Source organism: Nocardioides sp. NPDC058538, from assembly GCF_042719275.1.
In the GTDB taxonomy this organism is placed as follows: domain Bacteria; phylum Actinomycetota; class Actinomycetes; order Propionibacteriales; family Nocardioidaceae; genus Nocardioides.
In genome coordinates, this window is record NZ_JBHXNY010000005.1 from 74,001 (window position 1) to 98,922 (window position 24,922).

General features: G+C 68.9%; 21 protein-coding genes and 1 pseudogene. 15 read left to right on the forward strand and 7 right to left on the reverse strand.

Annotation, left to right across the window (positions count from 1 at the left end; translation table 11 throughout):
* Window positions 1-20 precede the first annotated feature (20 nt).
* Both ACFWQC_RS06380 and ACFWQC_RS06385 read left to right on the forward strand, forming a co-directional pair.
* Window positions 21-2,093: a protein kinase gene (locus tag ACFWQC_RS06380; protein ID WP_378674697.1), complete on the forward strand. Its 2,073-nt coding sequence runs from the start codon at window positions 21-23 to the stop codon at window positions 2,091-2,093.
* A 10-nt stretch (window positions 2,094-2,103) separates the two neighbouring features.
* Entirely contained in the window at window positions 2,104-2,907 is an 804-nt protein-coding gene (locus ACFWQC_RS06385) for a 3'(2'),5'-bisphosphate nucleotidase CysQ (protein WP_378674700.1), read from the forward strand.
* Window positions 2,908-3,499: 592 nt separating this feature from the next.
* Here the strand turns inward: ACFWQC_RS06385 and ACFWQC_RS06390 are convergent.
* On the reverse strand, window positions 3,500-3,985 hold the full coding sequence (locus ACFWQC_RS06390) for an SRPBCC family protein (RefSeq protein ID WP_378674703.1): 486 nt from the start codon (window positions 3,983-3,985) through the stop codon (window positions 3,500-3,502).
* A gap of 43 nt (window positions 3,986-4,028) precedes the next feature.
* Here ACFWQC_RS06390 and ACFWQC_RS06395 point away from each other — a divergent pair, with 43 nt between their 5' ends.
* Together ACFWQC_RS06395 and ACFWQC_RS06400 are read left to right on the forward strand one after the other, a co-directional pair.
* Window positions 4,029-4,769 (forward strand): dienelactone hydrolase family protein, encoded by a 741-nt coding sequence (locus ACFWQC_RS06395; protein WP_378674706.1) that lies wholly within the window; start codon window positions 4,029-4,031, stop codon window positions 4,767-4,769.
* Window positions 4,769-5,266 (forward strand): gluconokinase, encoded by a 498-nt coding sequence (locus tag ACFWQC_RS06400; RefSeq protein ID WP_378674709.1) that lies wholly within the window; start codon window positions 4,769-4,771, stop codon window positions 5,264-5,266. Before ACFWQC_RS06395 ends, ACFWQC_RS06400 begins: the two co-directional genes overlap by 1 nt.
* A 156-nt stretch (window positions 5,267-5,422) precedes the next feature.
* Here ACFWQC_RS06400 and ACFWQC_RS06405 read toward each other — a convergent pair whose 3' ends face one another.
* Window positions 5,423-6,322: a crotonase/enoyl-CoA hydratase family protein gene (locus ACFWQC_RS06405; protein WP_378674712.1), complete on the reverse strand. Its 900-nt coding sequence runs from the start codon at window positions 6,320-6,322 to the stop codon at window positions 5,423-5,425.
* Window positions 6,323-6,485: 163 nt separating this feature from the next.
* Here ACFWQC_RS06405 and ACFWQC_RS06410 point away from each other — a divergent pair, with 163 nt between their 5' ends.
* Both ACFWQC_RS06410 and ACFWQC_RS06415 read left to right on the forward strand, forming a co-directional pair.
* Window positions 6,486-7,637: a sensor histidine kinase gene (locus ACFWQC_RS06410; RefSeq protein WP_378674715.1), complete on the forward strand. Its 1,152-nt coding sequence runs from the start codon at window positions 6,486-6,488 to the stop codon at window positions 7,635-7,637.
* On the forward strand, window positions 7,634-8,302 hold the full coding sequence (locus tag ACFWQC_RS06415; protein ID WP_350659343.1) for a response regulator transcription factor: 669 nt from the start codon (window positions 7,634-7,636) through the stop codon (window positions 8,300-8,302). The genes ACFWQC_RS06410 and ACFWQC_RS06415 overlap by 4 nt, the downstream gene beginning before the upstream one ends.
* Before the next feature lie 13 nt (window positions 8,303-8,315).
* Here ACFWQC_RS06415 and ACFWQC_RS06420 read toward each other — a convergent pair whose 3' ends face one another.
* From ACFWQC_RS06420 to ACFWQC_RS06430, 3 genes and pseudogenes are all read right to left on the reverse strand, one after another.
* On the reverse strand, window positions 8,316-9,104 hold the full coding sequence (locus tag ACFWQC_RS06420; protein ID WP_378674719.1) for an ABC transporter permease subunit: 789 nt from the start codon (window positions 9,102-9,104) through the stop codon (window positions 8,316-8,318).
* A 74-nt stretch (window positions 9,105-9,178) separates the two neighbouring features.
* Window positions 9,179-9,829 (reverse strand): annotated as a pseudogene (locus tag ACFWQC_RS06425) (ABC transporter ATP-binding protein); the annotation flags it as partial.
* A 97-nt stretch (window positions 9,830-9,926) separates the two neighbouring features.
* Window positions 9,927-11,261, reverse strand: coding sequence for an LCP family protein (locus ACFWQC_RS06430; protein ID WP_378674722.1), 1,335 nt, complete (start codon window positions 11,259-11,261; stop codon window positions 9,927-9,929).
* A gap of 113 nt (window positions 11,262-11,374) precedes the next feature.
* Between ACFWQC_RS06430 and ACFWQC_RS06435 the strand changes: the two genes are divergently transcribed.
* The 8 genes from ACFWQC_RS06435 to ACFWQC_RS06470 all read left to right on the forward strand — a co-directional run bounded on the left by ACFWQC_RS06435 (window position 11,375) and on the right by ACFWQC_RS06470 (window position 22,125).
* Window positions 11,375-12,880: an LCP family protein gene (locus tag ACFWQC_RS06435; RefSeq protein ID WP_378674725.1), complete on the forward strand. Its 1,506-nt coding sequence runs from the start codon at window positions 11,375-11,377 to the stop codon at window positions 12,878-12,880.
* Between the two features lie 230 nt (window positions 12,881-13,110).
* On the forward strand, window positions 13,111-14,046 hold the full coding sequence (locus ACFWQC_RS06440; protein ID WP_378674728.1) for a glycosyltransferase: 936 nt from the start codon (window positions 13,111-13,113) through the stop codon (window positions 14,044-14,046).
* Entirely contained in the window at window positions 14,043-14,942 is a 900-nt protein-coding gene (locus tag ACFWQC_RS06445; RefSeq protein WP_378674731.1) for a glycosyltransferase, read from the forward strand. Before ACFWQC_RS06440 ends, ACFWQC_RS06445 begins: the two co-directional genes overlap by 4 nt.
* Window positions 14,943-14,996: 54 nt before the next feature.
* Window positions 14,997-16,190 (forward strand): UDP-galactopyranose mutase, encoded by a 1,194-nt coding sequence (glf, locus tag ACFWQC_RS06450; RefSeq protein ID WP_378674734.1) that lies wholly within the window; start codon window positions 14,997-14,999, stop codon window positions 16,188-16,190.
* A complete protein-coding gene (locus ACFWQC_RS06455) occupies window positions 16,187-18,202 on the forward strand; it encodes a glycosyltransferase (RefSeq protein WP_378674737.1) in 2,016 nt (671 codons plus the stop codon). Before glf ends, ACFWQC_RS06455 begins: the two co-directional genes overlap by 4 nt.
* Entirely contained in the window at window positions 18,186-19,085 is a 900-nt protein-coding gene (locus tag ACFWQC_RS06460; RefSeq protein ID WP_378674740.1) for an ABC transporter permease, read from the forward strand. Before ACFWQC_RS06455 ends, ACFWQC_RS06460 begins: the two co-directional genes overlap by 17 nt.
* On the forward strand, window positions 19,082-19,879 hold the full coding sequence (locus ACFWQC_RS06465; RefSeq protein WP_355017874.1) for an ABC transporter ATP-binding protein: 798 nt from the start codon (window positions 19,082-19,084) through the stop codon (window positions 19,877-19,879). The genes ACFWQC_RS06460 and ACFWQC_RS06465 overlap by 4 nt, the downstream gene beginning before the upstream one ends.
* A 125-nt stretch (window positions 19,880-20,004) precedes the next feature.
* A complete protein-coding gene (locus ACFWQC_RS06470) occupies window positions 20,005-22,125 on the forward strand; it encodes an N-acetylmuramoyl-L-alanine amidase (RefSeq protein WP_378674742.1) in 2,121 nt (706 codons plus the stop codon).
* Here the strand turns inward: ACFWQC_RS06470 and ACFWQC_RS06475 are convergent.
* The gene (locus ACFWQC_RS06475; RefSeq protein ID WP_378674745.1) at window positions 22,107-22,823 is read right to left on the reverse strand and encodes a TIGR03089 family protein; all 717 of its coding nucleotides are present in this window, start codon (window positions 22,821-22,823) and stop codon (window positions 22,107-22,109) included. The two genes, ACFWQC_RS06470 and ACFWQC_RS06475, sit on opposite strands and share 19 nt — an antisense overlap.
* A gap of 106 nt (window positions 22,824-22,929) precedes the next feature.
* Here ACFWQC_RS06475 and ACFWQC_RS06480 point away from each other — a divergent pair, with 106 nt between their 5' ends.
* Window positions 22,930-24,006: a mannose-1-phosphate guanylyltransferase gene (locus ACFWQC_RS06480; protein WP_378674748.1), complete on the forward strand. Its 1,077-nt coding sequence runs from the start codon at window positions 22,930-22,932 to the stop codon at window positions 24,004-24,006.
* Window positions 24,007-24,123: 117 nt separating this feature from the next.
* Here the strand turns inward: ACFWQC_RS06480 and ACFWQC_RS06485 are convergent, their stop codons facing one another.
* Window positions 24,124-24,906 (reverse strand): DUF3105 domain-containing protein, encoded by a 783-nt coding sequence (locus tag ACFWQC_RS06485; protein WP_378674750.1) that lies wholly within the window; start codon window positions 24,904-24,906, stop codon window positions 24,124-24,126.
* Window positions 24,907-24,922: the final 16 nt, after the last annotated feature.

Below are 24,922 nucleotides of genomic sequence, written 5' to 3' on the forward strand. Positions count from 1 at the left end.
CCTCGACGGGAACGTCCCCCATGCAAACCTCCCCCCACCCCATGATTGCCGGCCGTTATGAGCTGCACCGCCTGATCGGGCGAGGCGGCATGGGCGAGGTATGGCAGGCCATGGACCTCACCCTGCAGCGCTGGGTCGCGGTCAAGGTCGTGAGGACGTCGGCCGACCCGACGATGATCGAGCGGTTCCGCCGTGAGTCGCTCTCCACCGCGGCCGCGAGCCACTCCGGCACCGTGCAGGTCCACGACGCCGGGATCGAACGCACCGGCAACGGGCCGATGGCCTTCCTCGTCATGGAGCTCCTGACCGGCCCCGACCTCGGCGAACGCCTGCGCTCGCACGGCCCGCTCATCCCCCGGGAGGCGGGTGAGGTCATCGTCCAGGCGGCGCGTACGCTCGCCGCGGTCCACGCCCAGGGGATCGTCCACCGCGACCTCAAGCCGTCCAACCTCGTCTACGACGGCGACCGCAGGATCAGGATCGTCGACTTCGGGATCGCCCAGCTCGCCCGGCTGGGCGACCAGCGGCTGACCTCCACCCACGACGTGGTCGGAAGCCTCGGCTACCTCTCGCCCGAGCGTGGCTCGGGTGGCGAGGTCGGTCCGCCGAGCGACATCTACTCCCTGGGCTGCGTCTTCTTCGAGATGCTCACCGGCCGCACCCCCTACTCCGGCGGCGCCCCGGCGACCATGGTCTACCAGCACGCCACCGCACCGATCCCGCGGGTCAGCGGTGTGGTCCAGGTGCCGAAGATCATCGACGACCTGGTCGCGATGATGATGGCCAAGGACCCCGAGCAGCGACCGAGCGCACACGACGTCGTCGCGGTGCTCACCGGCTCGGGCCCGCTGCCGGTCTTCGACGTGCAGGTGCCCAGGCAGCGTCCGGTGCACGCGTCGGGTCCGATCAGCACATCCGGTGCCTACGAGGCTTTCGGCGGGAGCGGCTCGTTCCCTGCAGGCAGGACCGGGTCGACCGGTGCGACCGGCTCTTCGGGGGCGTTCGCGAAGATCGGGGCCAGTGGGTCGTTCCCGACCGGCGGGTCCCGGGTGGCGAAGCGCTCCGGCGCCAACCGGACCTTGAGCATCCTGCTGGCGGTGGCCCTGGTCGGTGTCGCTGTGGGCGGCCTGGCGACGTTCGCCTCCTTCCGCAGCGCATCGGAGACCGGCCGGGCGGCCGCGATCAGCGAGGCGCTCCCCGAGACCATCGAGCTCGCTGTCGACGTGATCTTCGAACGGGACGCGCTGCAGCCCGTCGCGCAGGCACCGGTCAACGTACGCTCCACCTACCTGCACACGACCGACCTCGCGGTCGAGGAGTGGCGGACGGCGGCGGCCGAGATCGACGTCGACGGTGACGCCGAGCTGCGGAGACTCCACCACGACATCACCGAGGTGCTCGACGACTTCGAGCTCTACCGGGTCGAGATGCAGGAAGGCGACCGAGCCAGTCAGGACGCCGCTCGCGAGGTCTACACCGCACTGGCCAGCAACCTGCTGATGCTCGCGGGGCAGGTGCCGGAGCTGGAGGACGGCCAGACCGGCGACCAGGTGCGCAACCTCAGCAGGCTGACGGGGGCGGCGGAGGCGTTCAGCATCGAGCGCGAGCTCATGGTCGTCGCGCTCTCCGAGAACGAGATCGGTACGAAGTCGGTCAAGGAGCTCGCCGACGCGGAGGCGGCCTGGGTGAAGGCGTCCTCGGCGTTCTACTCGGGCGCCTCGCCCGAGCTCCAGGCTGAGCTCGACCGGGTCTCCGACGGCACCTTCGACAAGGGCTCGGGCGCGATGATGGTGCAGCGTACGGTCCGCGATGTCGCCGCCAAGGGCAGCATCGAAGGTGTCGCCACCGAGCTGCGGGCGGCGTCGAAGGGCGAGCCGATCGTCCGCACGTGGTCCGACGGCGCCGTCGAATACATCCAGAGTCTTCTCCAGGTGATCCTGAAGTCGGCCGAGACCATGGCCAACGACGTCACCGACGTGCACGAGCGTGCCGAGACCGGGCTGGTCCTGCGCGCGGTGCTGACCGGGGTGGCGCTGGTCGCCGCGATCGGGCTCGGGCTGGGTCTTTATCGGACTCGGCGGTCGGCTGGATAGAGTGCCGCGGGTGACCTTCGTTCCTGGTGTGCCTACGACCGAGATCCTCGCCTCCGATCACCTGCTGGCCGCCTGGCTGGCCGAGACCGCCGGCCGCCGGCTGCTCGAGGTGCGTGCCACCTCCGGCCTGGAGGGCAAGGAGCTCAAGGACGCCGGTGACCTGGCGGCCCATGAGCTGCTGATGGAGCTCGTCGCCGAGTACCGCCCGGAGGACGCGGTCCTCTCCGAGGAGGGCAAGGACTCCAAGGAGCGGCTCACCAAGGATCGGGTGTGGATCATCGATCCGCTCGACGGGACCCGCGAGTTCTCCGAGCCGCCGCGCGACGACTGGGCGGTGCACGTGGCGCTGTGGGCCTCCTCCAACGACGGCGAGCTGATCGCCGGTGCCGTCGCACAGCCGGCGCTTGCCGACGCGTCCGTGCAGAGCACGTTCCACACCGGTGCCGCTCCGGTCGTGCCGCCCTCGACCTCGGCCCGTCCCCGGATCGCCGTCTCCCGCAGCCGCCCGCCGGCGTTCGTGGAGGCGCTGGCCGAGGAGCTCGGCGCCGAGCTGGTGCCGATGGGATCGGCCGGGGTGAAGATGATGTCGGTCGTGCGTGACATCTCCGACGCGTACGTCCACGCGGGTGGGCAGTACGAGTGGGACTCCGCCGCCCCTGTGGCCGTCGCCGCCGCCGCCGGGCTGTTCACCTCCCGCATCGACGGCTCGCCGCTGCGCTACAACCAGGACGATGTGTATCTGCCTGACGTCATCGTTTGTCGGCCTGAGCTGTCGGAGCAGATCCTGTCGTTCATCAAGCGGCATGGGGTGTGAGGTTTGGCCATTTCGCTGACCGCGAGCGTTTCCTCATTGGTTGGGGTGGGCCGCCGACCCTCTCTTTGAGGGTCTTCTCGCCAGACCCCGGAGTCAAGGACGGCCTGCGGCCGCCGGCTTCGCCGGTCGCCTTCGGCGATCCTTGACACCGGGGCCCGTCGAGAAAGATCTGGCTGGCTATCGGGGCGGCGGCCCCAGAGTGGCCGCGGGGAACCGCCCCGGGCGAGGGGAAGGCTTCTACGGGCGAACGAAAATTCGTTCGCCCCACCAAGCAAGGCTCCTCCAGCGGAAAGGAAATTCCTTCCGCCAACCGACCCCACACCCCGGCGGAGGCGACTCACGGGGCGAACGAAAATTCGTTCGCCCCACCGAGCAGAGACTCCTCCAGCGGAAAGAAAATTCTTTCCACCAGCCGACCTCACACCCCGGCGGAGACCGACTCGCGCGGCGAACGAAAGTTCGTTCGCCAACCGCCCACTTGCCCGCACGGCGAAACGTTCAGCCGATTCCCAGGGCCCCTACCCAACCCAACATCTCGGCGGCAAACACCAACCACAAACAACACCGACCCGCCGGCGTCAAAAGCAAAGACTCAAGAGTCGAGCAGCAGCTCCTCGAGCGACTCCAGGCTCTGCCGCGCGTACCCCTTCCACATCCACCCGAACACAGGCATCGCGAACGACGCCGCTCGGGACGTGGGAGTGACGTCCCAGGACCAGGTGACCCGGGTGCCGGTGCCGGCCGGGGCGAAGGACCAGCGCCCGGCGACGTGGCCGACCAGGAGCTTGAGCGGGCCGGAGAGCGGCGTGATCTCGTAGGAGAACGTCGAGGGGCTGTCGATGCCGGTCAGGGTCTCGCGCATCGTCGCACCGTCGGCGAGGACGATCGTGCGGGTCTCGCCGGCGGCATCCCAGCCGCCGGCCTGGTCGCGGACCTCGGCGATCGGGGTGATCGCGGCGTACCGACGACCGAAGATCTGCGGCAGCGGGGCCGGGAGGACGCGGGCGAGGGCGGTCTCGTACGCGACCGGGATCGCTCGGGAGGATTCGAGGTGCAGTGCCTCTGGGTGCTGAGTCATGGGGACGAGCATGGCACCAAGGTGTTGCCGGTAGCGTGAGCGCGTGGTCGAGCAGATCGAGATCGAGACACCTGACGGCACCGCCGAGGCCTATCTGGCCCGGCCCGAGAGCACGCCGAAGGGTGGTGTGCTCGTCTACATGGATGCCATCGGCCTCCGGCCGCGGCTGGCCGAGATGGTCGAGCGGGTCGCCTCCTGGGGCTACCTCGTACTCGCACCGAACACGTTCTACCGCGACGGCAGCATGGCGGAGCTGGCGCCGACCGGCGACCTCCGCGATCCCGTCGCGAGGGACACATTCTTCGCCGGCGGCGCGATGGACCGGGTCCGTGGCCTCACCGTGGACCGGCTGGCGATCGACATCCCGGCGTACGTCGAAACCCTCCAGACGTACGTCACCGGCCCGCTCGCCACCCACGGCTACTGCATGGGCGCGCGGCTGGCGGTGCGGACCGCGGGGCAGTTCCCTGACGAGTTCGTCGCGGTCGGCGGCTTCCACGGCGGCGGGCTGGTCACGGCGGACGCCGCCTCGCCGCACACCTGCATCGCCGGGACGAGGGCGGAGTACTACTTCGGGCACGCCGACCACGACCGCTCCATGACGCCGGAGAACGTCGAGGACCTCAGCAGGGCCCTCGACGACGCCGGGGTGATCTACACCAACCTCATATACCCCGACGCCCCGCACGGCTACACGATGGCGGACACCTCCTCCTACCAGGAGGCGGGGACTCATCGGCACTTCACCGATCTCGAGGCGCTCTACGCCCGTACGATGGCGTGATGGCGAAACCGGTACTTGTCGTGATGGGAGTCTCGGGCTCAGGGAAGTCGACCATCGGGGCGGCGATCGCAGGGCGGCTGCGGGTGCCTTTCGAGGATGCCGACGATCTGCATCCGCAGGCGAACATCGAGAAGATGACCGCAGGGATCGCGCTCGACGACGATGACCGCTACCCCTGGCTCGAGGCGGTCGGGGAGTGGCTTGCCCGGCACGCCGAGCGCGGTGGCGTGATGGGCTGCTCGGCGCTGAAGCGGAAGTACCGTGACCAGCTCCGCCGGCACTACCCGGAGGTGACCTTCCTCCATCTGGAGGGCACCCGCGAGGTGATCGCGCGGCGCCAGGCGAGCCGACCCGGCCACTTCATGCCGGCCGCCCTCCTGGACAGCCAGTTCAAGACACTCGAGCCGCTCGAGCCGGACGAGGCCGGGACGGCGATCGCCGTGGACCAGCCGGTCGACGCGATCGTCGAGGAGTACGCAGCCCGGATCGGCGCCTGATCGGCACCGAGATGCGGCCGACACGCGCCCATCTCGGGTTGGGCACTGCGTGCCGGCCGCGGCCACACCCGGGTGAGGGACCAGCGGGCGGGCCCACCTTCGACCGTAGCCCAGGATCCGGCCCCACAACAGGGGGGCAACGACTATCGCAGCAGGTCAGCCCGTAAAAATCTGTCCGTAGAACACGTCCGGAACCTCGGACGCCTTTGAGGTGAACTCGGGGGACCGCTTCTCCAGGAACGCGGCGACTCCCTCCTTGCCGTCGCCTACCGAGGCGTAGAACATCGCCAGCGAGTCCGACAGGTGGGCCTCGAGCGGGTGGCGTGCGGAGACGTTGCGGGTGATCAGCTGGCGGACGAGCGCGGTGCCGACCGGCGACCGGTTCTGGGTGAACCTCCGTGCCAGCTCGAAAGCCGCGGGCAGCAGCTCGTCGGGCAGGTGGATGCTGCGGACGAGACCGCCGTCGAGGGCCTGGTCGGGGTCGAGGATCTCCGCGGTGTAGAGCCACTCCAGGGCCCGGGGAACGCCCACGACGCGCGGCAGGAAGTAGGACGAGCAGGCCTCGGGGACGATGCCGAGCTTGCCGAAGACGAAGCCGATCTTCGCCTTCGAGGAGGCCAGCCGCGCGTCCATCGCGCACAGCATCGTGGCGCCGATGCCGACCGCCGGGCCGTTGATCGCGGCGATCACCGGCTTGGGGAGTGCGTGGATCGCGAGGGTGACCTTGCCGCCCGTGTCGCGTACGCCCTCGGCGTACTCGGGGTGGTTGGCCGGGTCGGCGAGGTGCTCGGCGAGCCTCTCGGGAGTCGGGTGCAGCGACTCGTCGAGGCCGAACACGTTCCCGGAGGCGGAGAGGTCCATCCCGGCGCAGAACGCCCGCCCGGCGCCGGTCACGATGACCGCGCGCACCTCGTCGGCCATCGCGTCGGTGGTGAAGACCTCCTCCAGCTCGCGCGCCATCGTCACCGTGAACGAGTTGAGCGCGTCGGGGCGGTTGAGGGTCAGGAGCGCGATGCCATCGGCGTCCACGTCGAAGGTCAGGGTCTCGTAAGCCATGGGTCACAGTCTGCACCGGTGGTCGAACTTGTCGAGACCCGAGTGTCCGGTGGTCGAGCTTGTCGAGACCCCCGTCGTGTATCCGGTCGACCGCGGATGGGCGGGTCTGAGTACTGTCGAAAGTCGGTACGTCCGGAGCGATGCCGCAACTACCGTGGTGGGCGTGAGTCTGCTGCGACGACCCGGCCTGTCGGCTCGGTCAGTTCTCGTCCTGCCGATCCTGTCGGGCCTCCTGGTCGTGGCGGTCGCCGCCGAGCACCTCTACATGAGCGACGCGGGCCACCCGCAGTGGTCGGGCTGGTCCGCGCTGGTGGGAGTCCTCGGTGTCACGCTCGCGATGTGGGTCCGGCAGAGGCAGCCTGCCGTCGCGGTAGCGCTCGTGTGCGCGCTGGTCGGCGGCACGGTGGTGGCCAACGACGGGTGGGTCCTGATCAGCTATATCGGCTTCGCGGCCGTGGTGAGCTTCCTCGTCGGCAGACGGGCCGACCGGGTGTGGCCGTCGGCGGTCGTGGCGGGTGTGGCGGTGGTGGCCCTGACCGTCCTGGACGCCGTCGTCAACGGCGGCGGAGTGCGGGTCGCGATGGCCGGCAACATGATCATCTTCATGGCGCTGCCGTGGCTCAGCGGCCGCTACCTGCGCCAGGTCGCCCACAACCATTCGACCGAGATCGAGCAGGCCCAGCTCGCCGAGCGCGCCCGGATCGCCCAGGAGATGCACGACTCGCTGGGCCACGAGCTCAGCCTGATCGCGCTGCGCGCCGGTGCGCTCGAGGTGGCTCCGGGGCTCACCGACTCCAACCAGAAGGCGGCCGGCGCCATCCGCGCGGCCGCCGCCGGGGCCACCGAGCGGCTCGGCGAGATCGTCGGCGTCCTCCGCCCCGCCGCAGAGGAGGCGCCGCTGACCCCGGCCGCGGCCGGGATCGACGGCCTGGTCGAGCGTGCGCGTGAGTCGGGGATGGACGTACGCCTGGCCGGATCGCTCGACGATGGCGAAGGGGTGCGGGACGTCGCCGCCCATCGCATCGTGCAGGAGGCGCTGACCAACGCGGCCCGGCACGCTCCCGGGGCGCCGGTGACGGTCTCGGTGGAGGCCGGGGCCGACGGCGTACGCCTCTCGGTGACGAACAGCCGCGCGACCCTCCCTCCGCGCGTCGGGGCCACCACCGGCCTCGGCCTGGCCGGGCTGGAGGAGGCGGCGCGCGCCGCCGGAGGCACGCTGCGCCACGGTCCCACCGCGGGCGGAGGCTTCGAGGTGGTCGCCGACCTGCCCGCCCGCAGTGACCGACCCGGCGACCGGCGAGAGGTGGCCCTGTGATCCGTGTGCTGCTGGCCGACGACGAGGCGATGGTGCGGGCCGGCGTACGCGCGATCCTGGAGACCGACGAGCGGATCGAGGTGGTCGCCGAGGCCGCCGACGGGCGCGAGGCGGTCGAGGCGGCCCAGCGCCACCGGCCCGACGTCGCGCTGCTCGATGTCAGGATGCCGCGGATGGACGGTCTGGCGGCGGGGGCGGAGATCGCCCGGACCGCTCCGGAGACCGCGCGCGTCATGCTGACCACCTTCTCCGAGGACGCCTACATCGCCCGGGCCCTCGGCGACGGGGCGAGCGGGTTCCTGCTGAAGTCCGGCGACCCCCGCGAGCTGCTCGCGGGCGTGCACGCGGTCGCCGACGGCGCCGCCTTCCTCTCCCCACGGGTCGCCCAGCGCGTCATCGCCGAGCTCGGCGCCGGGGCCGGTGACCGGATGTCGCGGGCCGCGGACGCGCGGGCCAAGGTGGCCGCTCTCACCGACCGTGAGCGTGACGTGATGGCGCTGGTCGGCGCCGGGCTCTCCAACGCCGAGATCGGTCGGCGGCTCCACCTCGTGGAGGGGACCGTGAAGGCCTATCTGAGCAGCGCGTTCGGTCGTCTCGGCGTACGCAACCGGGTGCAGGCAGCGGTCCTCGCCCACGAGGCAGGGCTCGTGAGCGAGGACCGCTAGGCGGCGCAGGCCCTCAGGCGTCGCGCCGGCGGAACACCAGGTAGCCAGCCAGAAGGGTGGCCACGGACCAGGCGGCGAAGAGCCCGAGCCCGCCGTTGCGGCCGTAGGGGAGTCCGTCGGAGAGCCCGAAGAGGGTCGCGATCCCGATGCCGAGATACTCCGTGCCCGCCGTTCCCGGCAGGTAGTAGGAAACGTCGGTCATCAGGTCCATCCCGCTCATCATCAGCACCATCGGCAGCAGGAACAGCACCAGGAACGCCACGACCAGCGCCCCGGCGGTGCTGCGCAGACCGACGGCGAGCCCGATGGCCAGCGCGACGACCACGCCCATGTAGACGCTGATCTTGCCGGCCACCGTGGCTACCGCGGAGACGTCGAAGACCCCGTAGTCGCCCGCCGTCAGGTAGCCGAGACCGGCACCCAGGACGGCGAGGAGCGCTCCGGCGACCAGTGCGACGACCTCCACGACGACCAGCTTCGCGATCAGCACCCGGCCGCGCCGGGGCTCGCACTGCAGGGTCGTACGCATGCTGCCGGAGGCATACTCCGAGGTCACCGTCAGCAGGGCCAGCGCGATCAGCGCGAACTGGGTGAACAGCAGCCCGGCGGTGGCGACCTCCTCCACGTGGAGCAGCTGGTCGGCGTGGGACAGGTTCGGGTTGGGCTCGGCGGCGTCGAAGCCCAGCGGCACCGAGTAGAGCGCCATCAGTGCGGCCGCGCCGATCAGGCACCACCAGGTCGAGCGGACCGACCAGAGCTTGGTCCATTCGGACGAGATCGTGGCCAGGAACGGGCTCAGCATCAGGCCACCTCGCTTCCCGTGTACTCGACGCTCCCGGCGGTCAGCCGGAAGTACGCCTCTTCGAGCGACCTGTGCCCGGCGACGAACGACTCCAGCGAGGAGTCCGCGAGCAGCCGCCCGCGGCCCAGCACGACCAGATGGTCGGCGGTCTGCTGCATCTCGCTCATCAGATGGCTGGAGACGAGGACCGTACGCCCCTCCGCGGCGAGCGACCTGAGCAGCTTCCGGATCCACATCACCCCGTCGGGATCGAGCCCGTTGACCGGCTCGTCGAAGAGCATCACCCGCGGGTCGCCGAGCAGCACGCCCGCGATCCCGAGCCGCTGGCTCATCCCGAGCGAGAGGCTCGCGGCCCGCCGCCGGGCGACCCCGGCCAGGCCGACCCGCTCGAGCACCTCGTCCACCCGGGCCACCGGGATCGAGTTGCTCCGCGCCATCGCCACCAGATGCGTACGCACCCGGCGACCGGGGTGCACCGCCTTGGCGTCCAGCAGCGCACCGACCTCGCGCAGCGGGCGCCGCAGCGAGGCGTACGGACGGCCATCGATCGTCGCCGTGCCCGACGTCGGCCGGTCCAGGCCGAGGATCATCCGCATGGTGGTGGACTTCCCGGCGCCGTTGGGGCCGAGGAAGCCGGTGACCCGGCCGGGCTGTATCTGCAGGGTGAGATCGTCGACCGCGGTGGTCGCGCCGTATCTCTTGGTCAGGTGGTCCAAAGTGATCATGCGTCGAAACTAGGGATCCGCGCCTTCGGGCACAGTGGACGAAAAGCAGCCGTCCCTACCGACGAAAGTCAGTAGGGACGGCTCGGGGTGGAACGAGCTACTCGGGCAGACCAGTCGCTGTGCAGATGTCCGCCGGGATCTGGTCGACGGTGTCCGCCTTGATGTGGCCGAACATCGTCAGCGCGTCCTCCTTGCGCCAGTTGACCGCGAAGTCCTTGATCGGGACACCACAGGTCATCGCGGAGCCACCCGCGAGCGCCTTGAACGCCCACAGGAACTTCGCGCCGCCGATGACGCTCATGCCCTCGCCGACCTTGAGTCCTTCGGCGCCCTCGCCCATCTCGGCGAGCTTGGCCGGGTTCAGCAGGGTGCCCAGGCTGGTGGCCTTCTTGCCGATCGCGGAGATGACCTCGGTCTGGTTGGCGCCACGACCCAGGTCGCCGTCCTCGGCGGCATAGCGGGACCGCGAGTAGGCGAGCGCGGTGACGCCATCGGCCTCCTGGCAACCCTTCTCGACGTCCAGGCCGGCCTTGGGGTCCTTCATGTCCTTCTTCGGACAGATCTCGATGCCGCCCACGCCGTCGACGAGCCGGGCCAGACCGCCCATGCCGATCTCGACATAGCCGTCGATGCGTACGCCGGTGTTCTGCTCGATCGTCTGCACCAGCAGCTCGGGGCCGCCATAGGCGAAGGCCGCGTTGATCTTGGTGGTGCCGTGACCCGGGATCGGCACGATGGAGTCGCGGGGGAGGGTCACCACGATCGTCTTGCCGGCACCGGTGTGCAGCAGCTTGATGGTGTCGGTGCGGCTGCCCGCAGCGTCACCGGTGGAGAGCTTCTTCTTCTCCTCGGCCGTCAGGCCCTCGCGGGAGTCGCTGGCGACGATGAGGTACGTCGTGCCGGGCTGGTCCGCGGGCCGCTCGCCGGCGGTCGGCTCGTAGGGGACCTTGTCGACCTTGTTCCAGGCGCTGATGCCGATCCAGGCGACCGCGCCGACCAGGATCAGGATCGGGATCATCACGATGGCGACGAACTTGCGGAACGGGTGGCGCTTCTTGGGCTTGGGCTGGCGGCCCCCGCGACCGCCGCCGTAGCCGTCGCCCGGACCCCCATAGCCGCCGTTGCCACCGTTGCCGCCGTACTCGCTCGGCTGGCTCCAGTCCTGGTTGTAGCCCTGGTTGTATCCCTGATTGCCATAACCGCCCTGTTGGCCAGGTGTCGGCGCGATCTGCCCCGGCTGGGGCAGCGGCCGGTCATAGCCGCCACGCGGCGGCGCCTGGGGCGGCGAGCCGCCGGGAGGGCGCCGGACGGTGGGCATGACGTTGGTGGGCTCGGGCCCCGAAGGCTGAGCTTGCTGGCCGTTGCCGTACGCCCAGCCGTACTGCTGCGACCGGGGATCGTTGGGGCTGCCAGGGTTGCGGGGGTTTGGCATGCGCTCAAACGTACCGTGCCAGGCCGCTAAAGTTAGTCGGCGCGTCGCACCACCGTGTTACTCGTGTGACTGGTGATACTGGCGGTGCAAACTCATCACTCGAGGGACCCCAGATGGCTGAGCAGAACTACCGGCCCCAGCGTACGGCCGCCGAGCGCGCCTCCCGCGTGCGGTTCCGTCGCGCCATGGCGCTGCTGCTGATCACGCTGCTCCTGCCAGGGTCCGCCCAGCTCGTCGCCGGCAACCGCCGCGTCGGCCGGATCGCGATCTGGACCGTCATCGGTCTCGCGGTCACCGCCGGGCTGGTCTTCGGGATCTCCCTGCTGTGGCACGGCCTGATCTTCCGGCTCGGTACGACGCCGTGGCTGCTGGGCCTTTTCCGCATCGGGCTCATCGCCGGCGCCATCGCCTGGGCCGCCCTCTTCATCGACGCCTGGCGCCTGGGCCGCCCGCTCGAGCTCGACCTCAAGCAGCGCCGCATCGTGGTCGCGATCAACGGCGCGCTGGCCTTCTCCGTGGCCGCGACCCTGATCTTCGGCGCCCACCTGGTCGGCGTCCACAAGGGCATGGTCGAGGCGATCTTCGCCGGTGCCGAGGCCGCCGAGGCCCACAACGGCCGCTTCAACGTCCTGCTCGCCGGCGCGGACTCCGACGGCGGCAAGACCCGCTGGGGCCTGCGTCCCGACTCGCTCACGGTCGCCTCCATCGACGCCGTGACCGGACGTACGGTGCTCATCGGCCTGCCCCGCAACATGCAGAACTTCACCTTCGACGACGGCTCGCCGATGGACGAGGAGTTCCCGCGCGGCTTCGACTGCGACGGCTGCTACCTCAACGGCGTGAGCACCTGGGCCGGTGAGCACAAGGAGCTCTACAAGGGCGAGAATGATCCCGGGATGGCCGCCACCGTGGACGCCGTCGAGGGCATCACCGACCTGCAGATCAGCTACTACGCGATCGTCGACCTCAACGGCTTCGAGGAGATCGTGGACGCCATCGGGGGAGTCACCCTGAAGGTCCGCCAGCCGATCCCGGTCGGCCTCCCGTCCGACAAGTTCTACACCCACATCCAGCCCGGCACGAAGAAGCTCGATGGCTGGGAGACCCTCTGGTACGCCCGGGCCCGCCACGACTCCGACGACTACTCCCGGATGGCCCGCCAGAAGTGCGTCCTGAACGCGATCCTGCAGCAGACCAGCCCCGCTGACGTCGTACGCCACTACCAGGACGTCGCGAAGGCGACCGGCTCCACGATCACCACGAGCGTGCCGCCGAGCGAGATCGAGCGGTTCTCGGCGCTGGCGCTGAAGGCGAAGTCGCAGAAGATCTCGACGCTCTCGCTGGTGCCGCCGCTGGTCAACACCGCCGACCCGGACATGTCCGACATCCACGCCGAGGTGCGCAAGGCGGTGAAGAAGGCCACCCCGAAGAAGGAGGAGGCCTTCAATCAGCAGAGCGAGTCGCCCGGTGACGACGGCGAGACGAAGGCGCCCGCCTCCACGGACAAGCCCAAAGCCTCCGGCGATGACAAGGGCGGTCCCGTCACTGGCGGCTCCCTGGGCTCGCGCAACAAGGGTTACCAGGCCAACGAGACCGACGACCTCGCCTCCGCGTGCTGAGGCCCGCCGTCGGTCGAGCCGCGAGGCCGCCCGCGGCCGAGCGTGTCGAGACCAACACAGTCCTGTCGAGTGCCGATCCGACCGTGTTGGTCTCGACACGCCTCCGCCTTGCGGCTCCGGCGGCTCGACCAGCGGGGAGCGGCCCGAGCCTGTTGAACAACGCGTTAACGGGGCGTCACAGCGACTCGCTGATTCCCGGGATACCCCGCGGTCGCGGCTAGTCTGGATCCGTGCCAGGGAGCAATCGTGTCACCGCGGTGGTGGTGACCTTCAACCGTCTCGAGCTGCTGCAGCGACTGCTGGAGCGGCTCGACGTGGTCGACGGCCTCGACGAGGTGATCGTCATCGACAACGCTTCCACCGACGGTACGTCGCAGTGGCTCGCCGAGCTCGACGGTGCCGAGGAGCCGGGTCAGCGCCAGGTGCCGGTGATCGCCCGCACCCTGCAGCGCAACAGCGGCGGCGCCGGTGGCTTCCACGACGGCCTGGAGCTGGCGATCGAGCGCGGTGCCGACCTGGTCTGGCTGATGGACGACGACGGCCTGCCCGACACCGACTGCCTCGGGCTGCTGCTCAAGCAGACCGACCTCGACTTCTGGGGGCCGCTCGTCGTCGACGAGGGCGACCCCGGCCGCCTGGTGTTCCCGATCCGGCTTCCGGGCCGCTCCAAGGTCGTGCACCAGCTCGCCGACGTCGAGGCGGCCGCCACCGACGGCCTGATCAAGGACATCGTGATCCCGTTCAACGGGGTCCTGGTCACCCGCGACCTGGTGGAGCGGATCGGCTACCCCCGAGCGGAATACTTCATCTGGGGCGACGACCACGAATACCGTCTCCGGGCCGAGAAGGCCGGGGCGCGGATCGCGACCGTTGTCGGCGCTCAGGTGCGCCATCCCTCCGTCGGAGATCTCGGCACGCCGATGGCGTGGGGGAGGGCGACGTACAACCACACGCCGAGCGACCTGAAGCACTACTGCATGGCGCGCAACAACCTGCTGAATCTGCGCGACTACCGAGGGTGGCCCTTCGCTTTGGCTTTCGTCGCGAAGACTCTATGGTTCTACCTGCTCACCAAGCCGCAGCCGAGCCGGATCTGGCTGTCGGTGCAGGCGTGGTGGGCCGCTATCCGGGGGGACTTCAGTGGACACGAGAGGTTCCTTCGTTGAGCACCACCCGTGAGACGGTCGCGATCGTCGTCGTCACCTACAACCGCGCCGACATGCTGCGCGGGCTGCTCGACGGGCTCACCAAGCTCGACGAGCCCGCTGATGCGGTGATCGTCGTCAACAACGCCTCCACCGACCACACCGCGCAGGTCCTGGCCGAGGCGATCACGCCCAACCTCCAGGTCATCGACAGCCCGGAGAACCTCGGTGGCGCCGGCGGCTTCCACCTCGGCACCAAGGCCGCGGTCGAGCAGGGCTGGGACCGTCTCTACCTGATCGACGACGACGTCGTCCCGGCCCACGACTGCCTCGAGATGCTGCTCGCCCAGGACGAGGACTGCCTCTTCTCCGTGCGTGAGGACAAGAACGGCAAGCTGATCGAGCTGGCCGCGCTGAAGTTCGACCTGCGCAACCCGCTCGCGATCAAGCCCAAGACCGCCTCGGTCATGGACGCCTACCCGACCCGCGATGCGCTTCCGGAGCGGGTCGCGGTGGAGAACGTCGCTTTCGAGGGCTTCATGATCCGCCGCACCGTCCTGGAGGAGATCGGGCTTCCCGATCCGTCCTACTTCATCTTCTACGACGACGTGGATCTCGCGATCCGCGCCCGCCGCGCCGGCCGCACCATCTGGGCCGTACGCGACGCGGTGCTCGTTCGACAGCTCGACTTCAGCCAGCAGCACGACCTGGCCGGCTGGAAGGGCTTCTACATGTACCGCAACCTCTTCGTCGTCCACTTCCGCTACGGCGAGAACGTCCTCGTACGTCTCAAGCCCTGGCTCATCACCGCGGCCGTGGTTCTCCTCAGCCCGCTGCGAGGCGGCAAGCACGAAGCCGTCAACGTGATCAAGGCCCTGCGCGCCGCGCGGGGTATGCGAACCCTGCCCAAACCTTGACCCTCACCTCCTCCTGACCGACCCCTTACCCACAGAGACCTAGACTGAGCGATCGTGTCCTTCCCTGAAACCACTCCTGACCTCGTCATCGTCGGCTCCGGCCTCTTCGGCCTGACCATCGCCGAGCGCGCCGCCACCGAGCTGGACAAGAAGGTGCTCATCATCGAGCGCCGTCCGCACATCGGTGGAAACGCCTACTCCGAGTTCGACGAGGAGACCGGCATCGAGGTGCACAAGTACGGCACCCACCTCTTCCACACCTCCAACGAGAAGGTGTGGAACTACGTGCGCAAGTTCACCGAGTTCACCGACTACAAGCACAAGGTGTTCGGGAAGTACAAGGGGCAGGTCTACTCCCTGCCGATGAACCTCGCGCTGATCAACTCCTTCTTCGGGAAGTCGCACACCCCCGACGAGGCGCGCGCGCTGATCGCGGAGCAGGCCTCCGAGTTCAACACCGAGGACGCCAAGAACCTCGAGGAGAAGGCGATCTCGCTGATCGGCCGCCCGCTCTACGAAGCCTTCATCAAGGGCTACACGGCCAAGCAGTGGGAGAAGGACCCGACGGAGCTGTCGCCCGACATCATCACGCGCCTCCCGGTCCGCTACACCTTCGACAACCGCTACTTCAACGACAAGTACGAGGGGCTCCCGGTCGACGGCTACACCGCGTGGCTGCAGCGGATGGCCGACCACCCCAACATCGAGGTCAAGCTCGACACCGACTTCTTCACCGTGGTCGACGACTTCAAGGGCAAGGTCCCGATCGTCTACACCGGCCCGGTCGACGAATACTTCGACTTCTCCGCGGGCAAGCTCTCCTGGCGCACCGTGGACCTCGAGTCCGAGACCCTCGAGGTGGACGACTACCAGGGCACCGGCGTGGTGAACGCCAACGACCCCGAGGTCCCGTTCACCCGTGAGCTGGAGTTCAAGCACCTCCACCCCGAGCGTGCCGACCGCTACAAGCCCGGCAAGACGATCGTGGTGAAGGAGTACAGCCGCTTCGCCCAGGAGGGCGACGAGCCGTACTACCCGATCAACACCGCCGACAACCGCGAGAAGATCCTGGTCTACCGCGACCTGGCCAAGAAGGAGCCGATGGTGCTCTTCGGCGGCCGCCTCGGCACGTACAAGTACCTGGACATGCACATGGCGATCGCGTCCGCGCTCACCATGTTCGAGAACAAGCTCCGTCCCCACTTCGAGGACGGCACCCCGCTCACCTCCGGAGGCGTTGACGAATGAGCGTGACCCGACTGCTCCAGCGGCAGATCCTGCCCCTGGACCGTGACTCCGACGTACTCCCGCTCTACGTCGACAACCAGGCTGCCATCCTCGATGCCGACAAGTACGAGGTCGGCTCCGACAAGACGGCCCAGGCGCTGAACAACGCCCAGATCCGCCAGTCGATCAACGACGGCACCCAGATCCACCCCGATCAGATCGAGTCGCGTACGGCACTGCGGATCCTGAAGAGCGAGCGGCTCTCGCTCGGCACCTACTTCAACGCGTTCCCGGCCAGCTACTGGCGCCGGCACACCGTGGTCGACAGCGTGAAGCTGACCGTCGCGCTCCAGGGCCGCGGCGCGAGCGTCATCGTCTACAAGTCGATGGCCAACGGCCGCTCGCAGCGCGTCGACGCGGCTGACACCGGCACCAACCCCGAGGGGACCTTCACCTTCGACCTGCCGCTGAAGCCGTTCGTCGACGGCGGCTGGTACTGGTACGACGTCGTCGCCTCCGACGAGGACGCCGTCATCACCTCGGCCGAGTGGACCGCGGAGGTTCCCGACGACCGTGCCGAGCACGGCACCGTCGACATCTGCGTCACCACCATGAACAAGCCCGACTTCTGCGCCAAGCTGCTCGCGCAGATGGGTGAGGACGAGCAGCTGCGCCCCTACCTCGACACCGTCTTCGTGATGGAGCAGGGCACCAAGAAGGTCGCCGACGACGTCGAGTTCCCCGCGGCCGAGAAGGCCCTGGGCGACCTCCTGCACATCATCGAGCAGGGCAACCTGGGCGGCTCCGGCGGCTATGCGCGTGGTCAGCTCGAGTCGGTGCGCAAGGGCACCGCGACGTACGCCCTGATGATGGACGACGACGTCGTCTGCGAGCCTGAGGGCATCATCCGCGCGATCACCTTCGGTGACCTCGCCAAGCGGCCGACCATCGTCGGTGGCCACATGTTCTCGCTCTACGCCAAGTCGCGCCTGCACTCCTACGGCGAGATCGTCCAGCCGTGGCGCTTCTGGTGGCAGTCGGCTCCCGGCGTCTACGGCGACTGGGACTTCGGTGCCCGCAACCTGCGCTCGACCCGCTGGCTGCACAAGCGCGTCGACGTGGACTTCAACGGCTGGTTCATGTGCCTGATCCCGCGCAAGGTGATCGAGGAGATCGGGCTCTCGCTGCCGGTCTTCATCAAGTGGGACGACTCCGAGTACGGCCTGCGCGCCAAGGCAGCCGGCTTCCCGACCGTGTCGTTCCCCGGTGCGGCCGTGTGGCACGTCCCGTGGACCGACAAGAACGACGCCCTCGACTGGCAGTCCTACTTCCACCAGCGCAACCGCTTCGTCGCCGCGCTGCTGCACTCGATCTACGACGACGGCGGCCGCATGGTCACCGAGTCGTTCTCTCACCAGATCAAGCACCTGGTCTCGATGCAGTACTCGACGGTCATGCTGCGCCACCAGGCGCTGCTCGATGTGCTCGCCGGCCCCGAGAAGCTCCACGAGACCCTCGCGACCCAGCTTCCCGCCGTACGCGAGATGGTCAAGGACTACCCGGACGCGCAGCTCAAGGCCGACCGTGAGGAGTTCCCGCCCGTGCGCCGCCACAAGCCGCCGCGCAAGGGCAAGGAGGACACCGAGGTCCCGACCAACCGCGAGGTCAAGCTGGCCGCGCTCAAGGCGCCGATCCGGCAGATCATGAAGCCGCGCAAGCTCTCCACGGAGTTCCCCGAGGCCGAGCTCGCCGCGATGGACAACCAGTGGTACCGGATCACCAAGTACGACAGCGCCATCGTGTCGATGAACGACCAGCAGGGTGCTGCCTTCTACCGCCGCGACAAGAAGCTCTTCAACCAGATGCTGAGGGACACCGTCAAGGTGCACCGCCGGCTCAAGCGCCAGTGGCCCAAGCTGGCCGAGGAGTACCGCTCCAAGCTGGGCGACTTCACCTCGCCCGAGGCGTGGGAGAAGACGTTCGAGCCGTGGCTGGTCGCTGAGGAGAAGGGGTCCGATGGCAACCGGAGTTGATGAACGCCCCGTACGGATCGTCGACGCGCCGCTGGCACCCCCGGCGGAGAACCTCGGTCTGCTCTCGGTCTTCAAGCGCCGCTACCTCCTCAAGCTGCTCGTGCAGCGTGAGATCAGCGGTCGCTACTCCAACTCGATCCTCGGCGTCTTCTGGTCCTACATCAACCCGTTGACGCAGTTCCTCGTCTACTGGATCTTCATGGGCAAGATCATGGGCGCGGACAAGGGGATGGACAACTACCCGGTCCACCTGTTCGCCGGGCTCGTCATCGTCCACTTCTTCACCGAGACCTTCGGGGCAGGGACGCGGTCCCTGCTCGGCAACAAGGGACTGCTGAAGAAGATGGCGATGCCGAAGGAGATGTTCCCGGTCGCCTCCATGCTGGTCTCGCTCTACCACCTCGTGCCGGCGACTCTGATCCTCATCGTCGTCTGTCTGTTCAGCGGATGGACGCCGACCTGGGAGACGGTTCCCTCCTTCCTGCTCGCGCTCGGCATCGTGATGGCGCTGGGCACCGCTCTTGCCCTGGTCTTCAGCCTGGCCAACGTCTTCTTCCGGGACTTCGGCAGCGCGGTCAACATCCTGACCAACTACATCCGTTTCGGCGTCCCGATGATGTACCCGTTCTCGATGATCGAGGGCGCCCTCGGGGACAAGGCCTGGATCTACCTGCTCAACCCGATCGCGGACGCCGTGCTGCTCTTCCAGCAGGCTTTCTGGGTCGGGGTGACCCCGAATCCCGAGGAGACCGCCGCCAAGCACCTGCCCGAGAATCTGTGGATGTGGGGTCTGGGTGCGTTCGGTGTCTCGCTGGTCCTGCTGGTGATCGCCCAGGTGGTCTTCAGCAAGTACGAGAACAAGATTCCGGAGCGTCTGACATGACCGCCGACTCGATCGTGGTGGACGGAGTCACCAAGAACTTCACGCTCCGCTACCACCGCAGCATCAAGGACATCACCGTCGCCAAGATGAAGGGACGGGCGGTCTCCAACACCTTCAAGGCGCTGGACGACGTCACCTTCACGATCAAGCAGGGCGAGTCGGTGGGCCTGATGGGCCTCAACGGCTCGGGCAAGTCGACCCTGCTGAAGCTGATCAGCGGCGTGATGCGCCCCGACCAGGGTGTCGTGAAGACGCGTGGACAGATCGCCGGCCTGATCGCGACGGGTGCGGGCTTCCACCCGCAGCTGTCCGGGCGGGAGAACATCTTCCTCAACGCGGCGATCTACGGGCTCTCCGCCGAGGAGACCGCCGAGATCTACGACGACGTGGTGAACTTCGCCGAGCTCGGCGATCACCTCAACTCCCCGGTGGGCAACTACTCCTCGGGGCAGTACTCGCGCCTGGGGTTCTCGGTCGCCGTCCACATCGACTCCGACATCTTCCTCGCCGACGAGGTCCTCGCCGTCGGTGACAAGCCCTTCAAGAAGAAGTGCATGGAGAAGATGGAGGAGATCCGCGACAGCGGCCGCACCGTGGTCTACGTCAGCCACGCCGCCGGTTCGGTCAAGCGGATGTGCGACCGCGTCATCTGCCTGGAGAAGGGCCGCCTGGTCTTCGACGGCGACGTCGACGAGGGCATCGAGTACCTCCACTACGGTGAGGACGACTCCAAGGGCTCGGTGGCGCAGAGGAGGCTCGACGCTGCCGACAGTGCGCTCGGAGCGGAAGTCTGAGCGGAGCTCAGGGCGAGAGCCCGCGGAGAATTACAGATCTGTAGTTCCCCGCGGGCTCTTCCCACGTCTGTGGCTGGTGTGAAAGATGTTCCCTGGTGTTACGGAAACCAGGGGGGGATCCATACGTGCATTCGCAGGCCGGAGAAGAGCAGTCGAGCGACGTCGAGCGCGCTCGGTCGCGCTACGTCGCCTCGACCCAGCAGCTGCTCGTGCTCGGGTTCGTCCTGGCCGCGCTGGTCCCGGCGAGCACCGTCGTCGACCTGAAGGTGGTCCGACCCGGCGAGGTTCCCGTCTCCGGGAGCCAGGTGGCGGTGCCGTCAGCGGCGCAGGTGCCTTCCGATCCGGTCGACGCCCACGTCGAGGAGATCTCGCTGACCGCGCCGTCCGGGCACGGCGTGGCCGGACGGATCACCGCTGAGGCCAAGAAGGCCACTTCTGCGGGCGACGCGGTGACCGTCACCAGCCTCCCGCAGCCGGTGGACGGCTTCGGGACCGTCGGACTCACCTGGGCGCCCGGCGCGGTCGTCCCGGAGGAGGCGGTCGGGGCCGACGTACGCACGCTGGAGGACGGGACGTGGAGCGACTGGCAGGCGTTGGACGTCCACGTCGACGACCATGCTCCTGACCCGGGCTCGGCAGAGGCCGACGGGTCGAGGCCCGGCACCATGGAGGCGATCGTCGGCGAGGTCGACCAGGTGCAGACCCGGCTGCGGCTGACCGGTGCCCGGGTGCCCGCCGACCTCAGGCTGGCGGTGATCACGCCCGGCGAGGCGGACGAGAGCCGCAGCGAGTCGCCCGAGATCGAGACCGGGGCCGATGATGCGCCGGAGCCGGCCGAGGCGGTCGAGGGCACCCGGAGCGCCGAGGAGGGGGAGGCGGCGACGCTGTCTGCGGCTGCGTACACCTCCAAGCCCAGCATCTACAGCCGTCGCCAGTGGGGTGCCGACGAGAGCGTGCGCGAGGCCGGCCCGCCCGACTACCACGAGGTCCGCGGTGGGTTCGTGCATCACACCGTCAACACGAACTCCTACACGAAGGCGCAGGTGCCGGGGATCATCCGGAGCATCTACGCCTACCACGTGCGGAGCCGGGGCTGGCGCGACATCGGCTACAACTTCCTGGTCGACAAGTTCGGCCGGATCTGGGAGGGCCGCTACGGCGGCGTCGACCGCCCCGTCGTGGGTGCTCACACCTCGGGTTACAACAGCTACGGCTTCGGCGCCTCCGCGATCGGCAACTTCGACAACGTCGCACCTCCGACGGCGCTGGTGAACGCCTTCGGGACGCTGTTCGCGTGGAAGCTGTCGCTGCACGGTGTCCGCGGCAACAAGGGTTCCACCCGGATCGGCGACCGCACCTTCTCGCACGCGATCATGGGGCATCGCGACGCCGGCTCGACCGCGTGCCCGGGCCGCTACCTCTACGCCAAGCTGAGCACGATCCGCTCGCAGGCGGGCTCGAAGCAGGCGAGCTGGGCCGCGCGCGAGCTGCAGTCGCAGATCAGCGGCCGCGGCTACCCGGACCTGATCGCCCGGCGCGCTGCCGACAAGCGGATCGTCGTGATCCGCACCGACGGCAACGCCCGCTTCGGTACGCCGCGGGCGACGAACCTGATCGGCGGCACCTCGGCCACCTTGATGAACGCCGGTGACTGGGACCGCGACGGCGACGGCGACATCCTGATCCGCCACACCGACGGCACGATCCGGGTCAACCGCGGCAACGGCACCGAGACGTTCGCCTCCGGCGTCATCATCGGGCGCGGCTTCCAGTCCGTCTCGGTCATCGACGTGGTCAGCGACATCACCGGCGACGGCTGGCCCGACCTCGTGGGCAAGCACTCCACCGGCGAGATCCGGGTCTGGCCCGGGCGCGGCACCAGCGCCCTGGGCGCGTCCTACCGGATGCGCAGCGCAGTGAGCGGCTCGACCCAGGTCATCGGCGCCGGCCGCTTCTACGCCGACGACGGCTCGCCCGAGGTCGTCTTCAGGGTCTCGAGCAAGCTGCTGATCTTCCGCACCAACGGCCCCGGTGGCCTGACCACCTACTCCGACCCCGGGATCGACACCAGCGTCTTCGACTTCATCCTCGCGACCAAGGATCTGCGCGGCGCCGCCACCGGCGGAGACCTGCTGCTGCGTCGCAAGTCCGACGGCATGTGGTTCGCCTACGAGCACAACCAGAGCGGCGGCTGGGACCGGAAGTCCCAGATGGGGGTCGTGCGGGGCTACGACCAGTTCGGCTGAGCGCGCTCGGACTCGGCCAGGGCCGCCAGCCGATCCTCGGCAGCGTTGGTGACCAGCACCAGCGAGCCGCCGCCGGCGAGCAGCGAGGCGAGGAGCTCGGCGCCGGCCGGTGAGGCCGAGGGGACGGTGGAGAGCAGCCGTACGGCCTTCCCATCGCCTCCGAACAGGTCCGCGTGGCTGGTCTCGACGCCGGCCCATGAGGCGGCCGCGTCGTCCGCGGCGGGCGGGTCCCAGGGGGTGAAGGCATCCGGCTGCCCCCAGACCTCGATGCCGACGTCGTGCACGCCCTGGGGGAGCGGGTCGGCGAAACGTACGCCGAAGGGCAGCAGCGAGCACGCCAGCGTCGGCCGCTTCGCGGCGTCATCCGCCCAGGCGGGCAGCGTCTCGGGGCCGCAGACGACGGCGTCAGGGCCAGAGGAATCGGAACCGTCGGAGTCGGTCACCACGAGCCCGGTGTTCCAGGCGGCGCCCAGGAACACGGTGGCCAGCCAGTGGGTGGGCAGGTCGATCCGGATGCTGTCCCCGCGCTCGAGCCCGTGCTCGTCGAGGAGGAGGCCGGAGGCCTTGGCCACCCAGTTGGCATACGTCGTGGTGGAGAGCTCCTGGCGCTCGCCGCTCCCCTCGTCGTAGAAGGTCACGAACGGACCGCCGGGGTTGGTCCGCAAGGCTCGGGCGAGGGTCTCGGGGAAGCTGCTCACGTCGAAACTCTAAGGTGTGCGGCATGAGCGAGCGCCAGCGAGCGACCAGTGGGTCCATCATGCCGCCACTTCCGCACTCTTCGACTTGCCCTACGGAGGTGGCGGCATGACGTTCTGGGCAGTGATCCCCGCTGGTGGTGCCGGCACACGGCTGTGGCCGCTCTCGCGGTCCTCGGAGCCGAAGTTCCTGCGCGACCTCACCGGCCACGGACGTACCCTCCTGCAGGAGACCTACGACCGCCTCGAGCCCGTCTCCGACGGCATCATGGTGGTGACCGGCGCAGTCCACGAGCGGGCCGTGTGCGAGCAGCTGCCCGAGGTGCCGCACGACGCCATCCTGGCCGAGCCGAGCGGGCGCGACTCGATGGCGGCGATCGGCCTGGCCGCGGCCTTCCTGGAGCGGCGCGACCCGGAGGCCGTGATGGGCTCCTTCGCGGCCGACCACGTGATCCGCAACGTCGACAACTTCCACGAGACCGTACGCAGCGCCGCGGCGATCGCCGCGGACGGCTGGCTGGTGACGATCGGGATCTCGCCGACCTTCGCCTCGACCGCGTTCGGCTACATCGCCGAGGGCAAGCCGCTGGACGGCCACCACGGGGCGTACCTGGTCGACGAATTCGTCGAGAAGCCGTCGGCAGAGGTCGCGGCCGGCTATCTCGCAACCGGCCGCTACCGCTGGAACGCCGGGATGTTCGTCGTCCGTCCCACCGTCCTCCTCGACCTGCTCGCGGAGTCGGACCCCGGCTTCACCGACCGGCTGCGAGCCATCGCCGCCGAGCCGTCACGGCTCGAGGAGCTGTGGGAGACGCTGCCGAAGATCGCGGTCGACCACGCGGTCGCCGAGCCCGCTGCCGCCGCCGGCAAGGTCGCCACGGTGCCCGCGGACCTCGGCTGGGACGACATCGGCGACTTCGACTCGCTGGCGACGCTGCTCCAGGCCGCCGCCACCGCCTCGCCCGAGGGCCCGACGATCCTCGGTGACGCCTCGCTCGTCCACGCCCTCGACTCCACCGGTCTGGTCGTGCCCCACTCCGGCCGCATGGTCGCCCTCATCGGCCTCGAGGACATCGTCGTCGTCGACACCGACGATGCCGTCCTGGTCACCACCCGCACCCACGCCCAGCAGGTCAAGAAGATCGTCGCCGCCCTCAAGGACTCCGACCGCACCGACCTCACCTGACACGCTGGTCTCGACACGCCTCCGCCTAGCGGCTCCGGCGGCTCGACCGGCGGGGAACGCGAAACGGCCGCCTCCCCGAGGGGAGACGGCCGTTCGTACGTCCTGGAGGGGACTAGATCACATCGCCTGGGCCTCGGGGCTGGAGGTGTAGGGGTACTGAGTCATGAAGTCCTTGATGGCCTCGCCGGAGACGCCCTCGCAGTACTGGAAGACGCCCTTCTGGGTGGACGCCTCGGTCGGGTTGGCCGGGTCGGCGGACCAGTGCGTCATCGCGATGTGGGTGCCCGAGGGGAACTCGGTCTTCTTGTCGCCGGCGACCGCGGTCTCCTTGGCGTCGGCAGCGGTCCACGGAGCCGCGATGAACTTGTAGCGGAAGTTGGAGGTGCCGGCGAACTTGTCACCGATCGCGCGCAGCTCGTCCAGCTCGTCCTTGGAGACGGTGTCGTCGTACCACACGATCGTGTAGCCGTGCTCGAGGTTGTGCACCAGAGCCTCGAGGTCGGGACGGTCCTCGGGGGTGTAGAACTTGCGCGACATGTCGGCCGGCGCGACGTTGGCCTCGTTCCAGTGCGGACCGAAGGCCGGGGGAGCAGTCGTGTAGGTCTGCTCGGTGCCGGTGGCGATGTGGTTCTGGTTCCCGTCGGCCGCCATCTCGGTGACCTTCTGGCAGCCGGCCGCCTTGGCGCTCTTCCCGATGTCCGGCAGAGCGACGTCCTTGTACTCGCTGTCCTTGATGAAGCCGCTGATCGGCGTCCATGCGGCAGCGCCGACGATCACGACGGCGAAGGCGATGCAGACACCGATGATCGCCCAGCCTCGGACGCGCTCGGCGCGGCCCTGCTTCTTGCGGATGTCGTTGATGACCGCACGGCGGTCTTTGTTGAGCGACTTGTTGGCCACGGTTCGGCGTACCTCG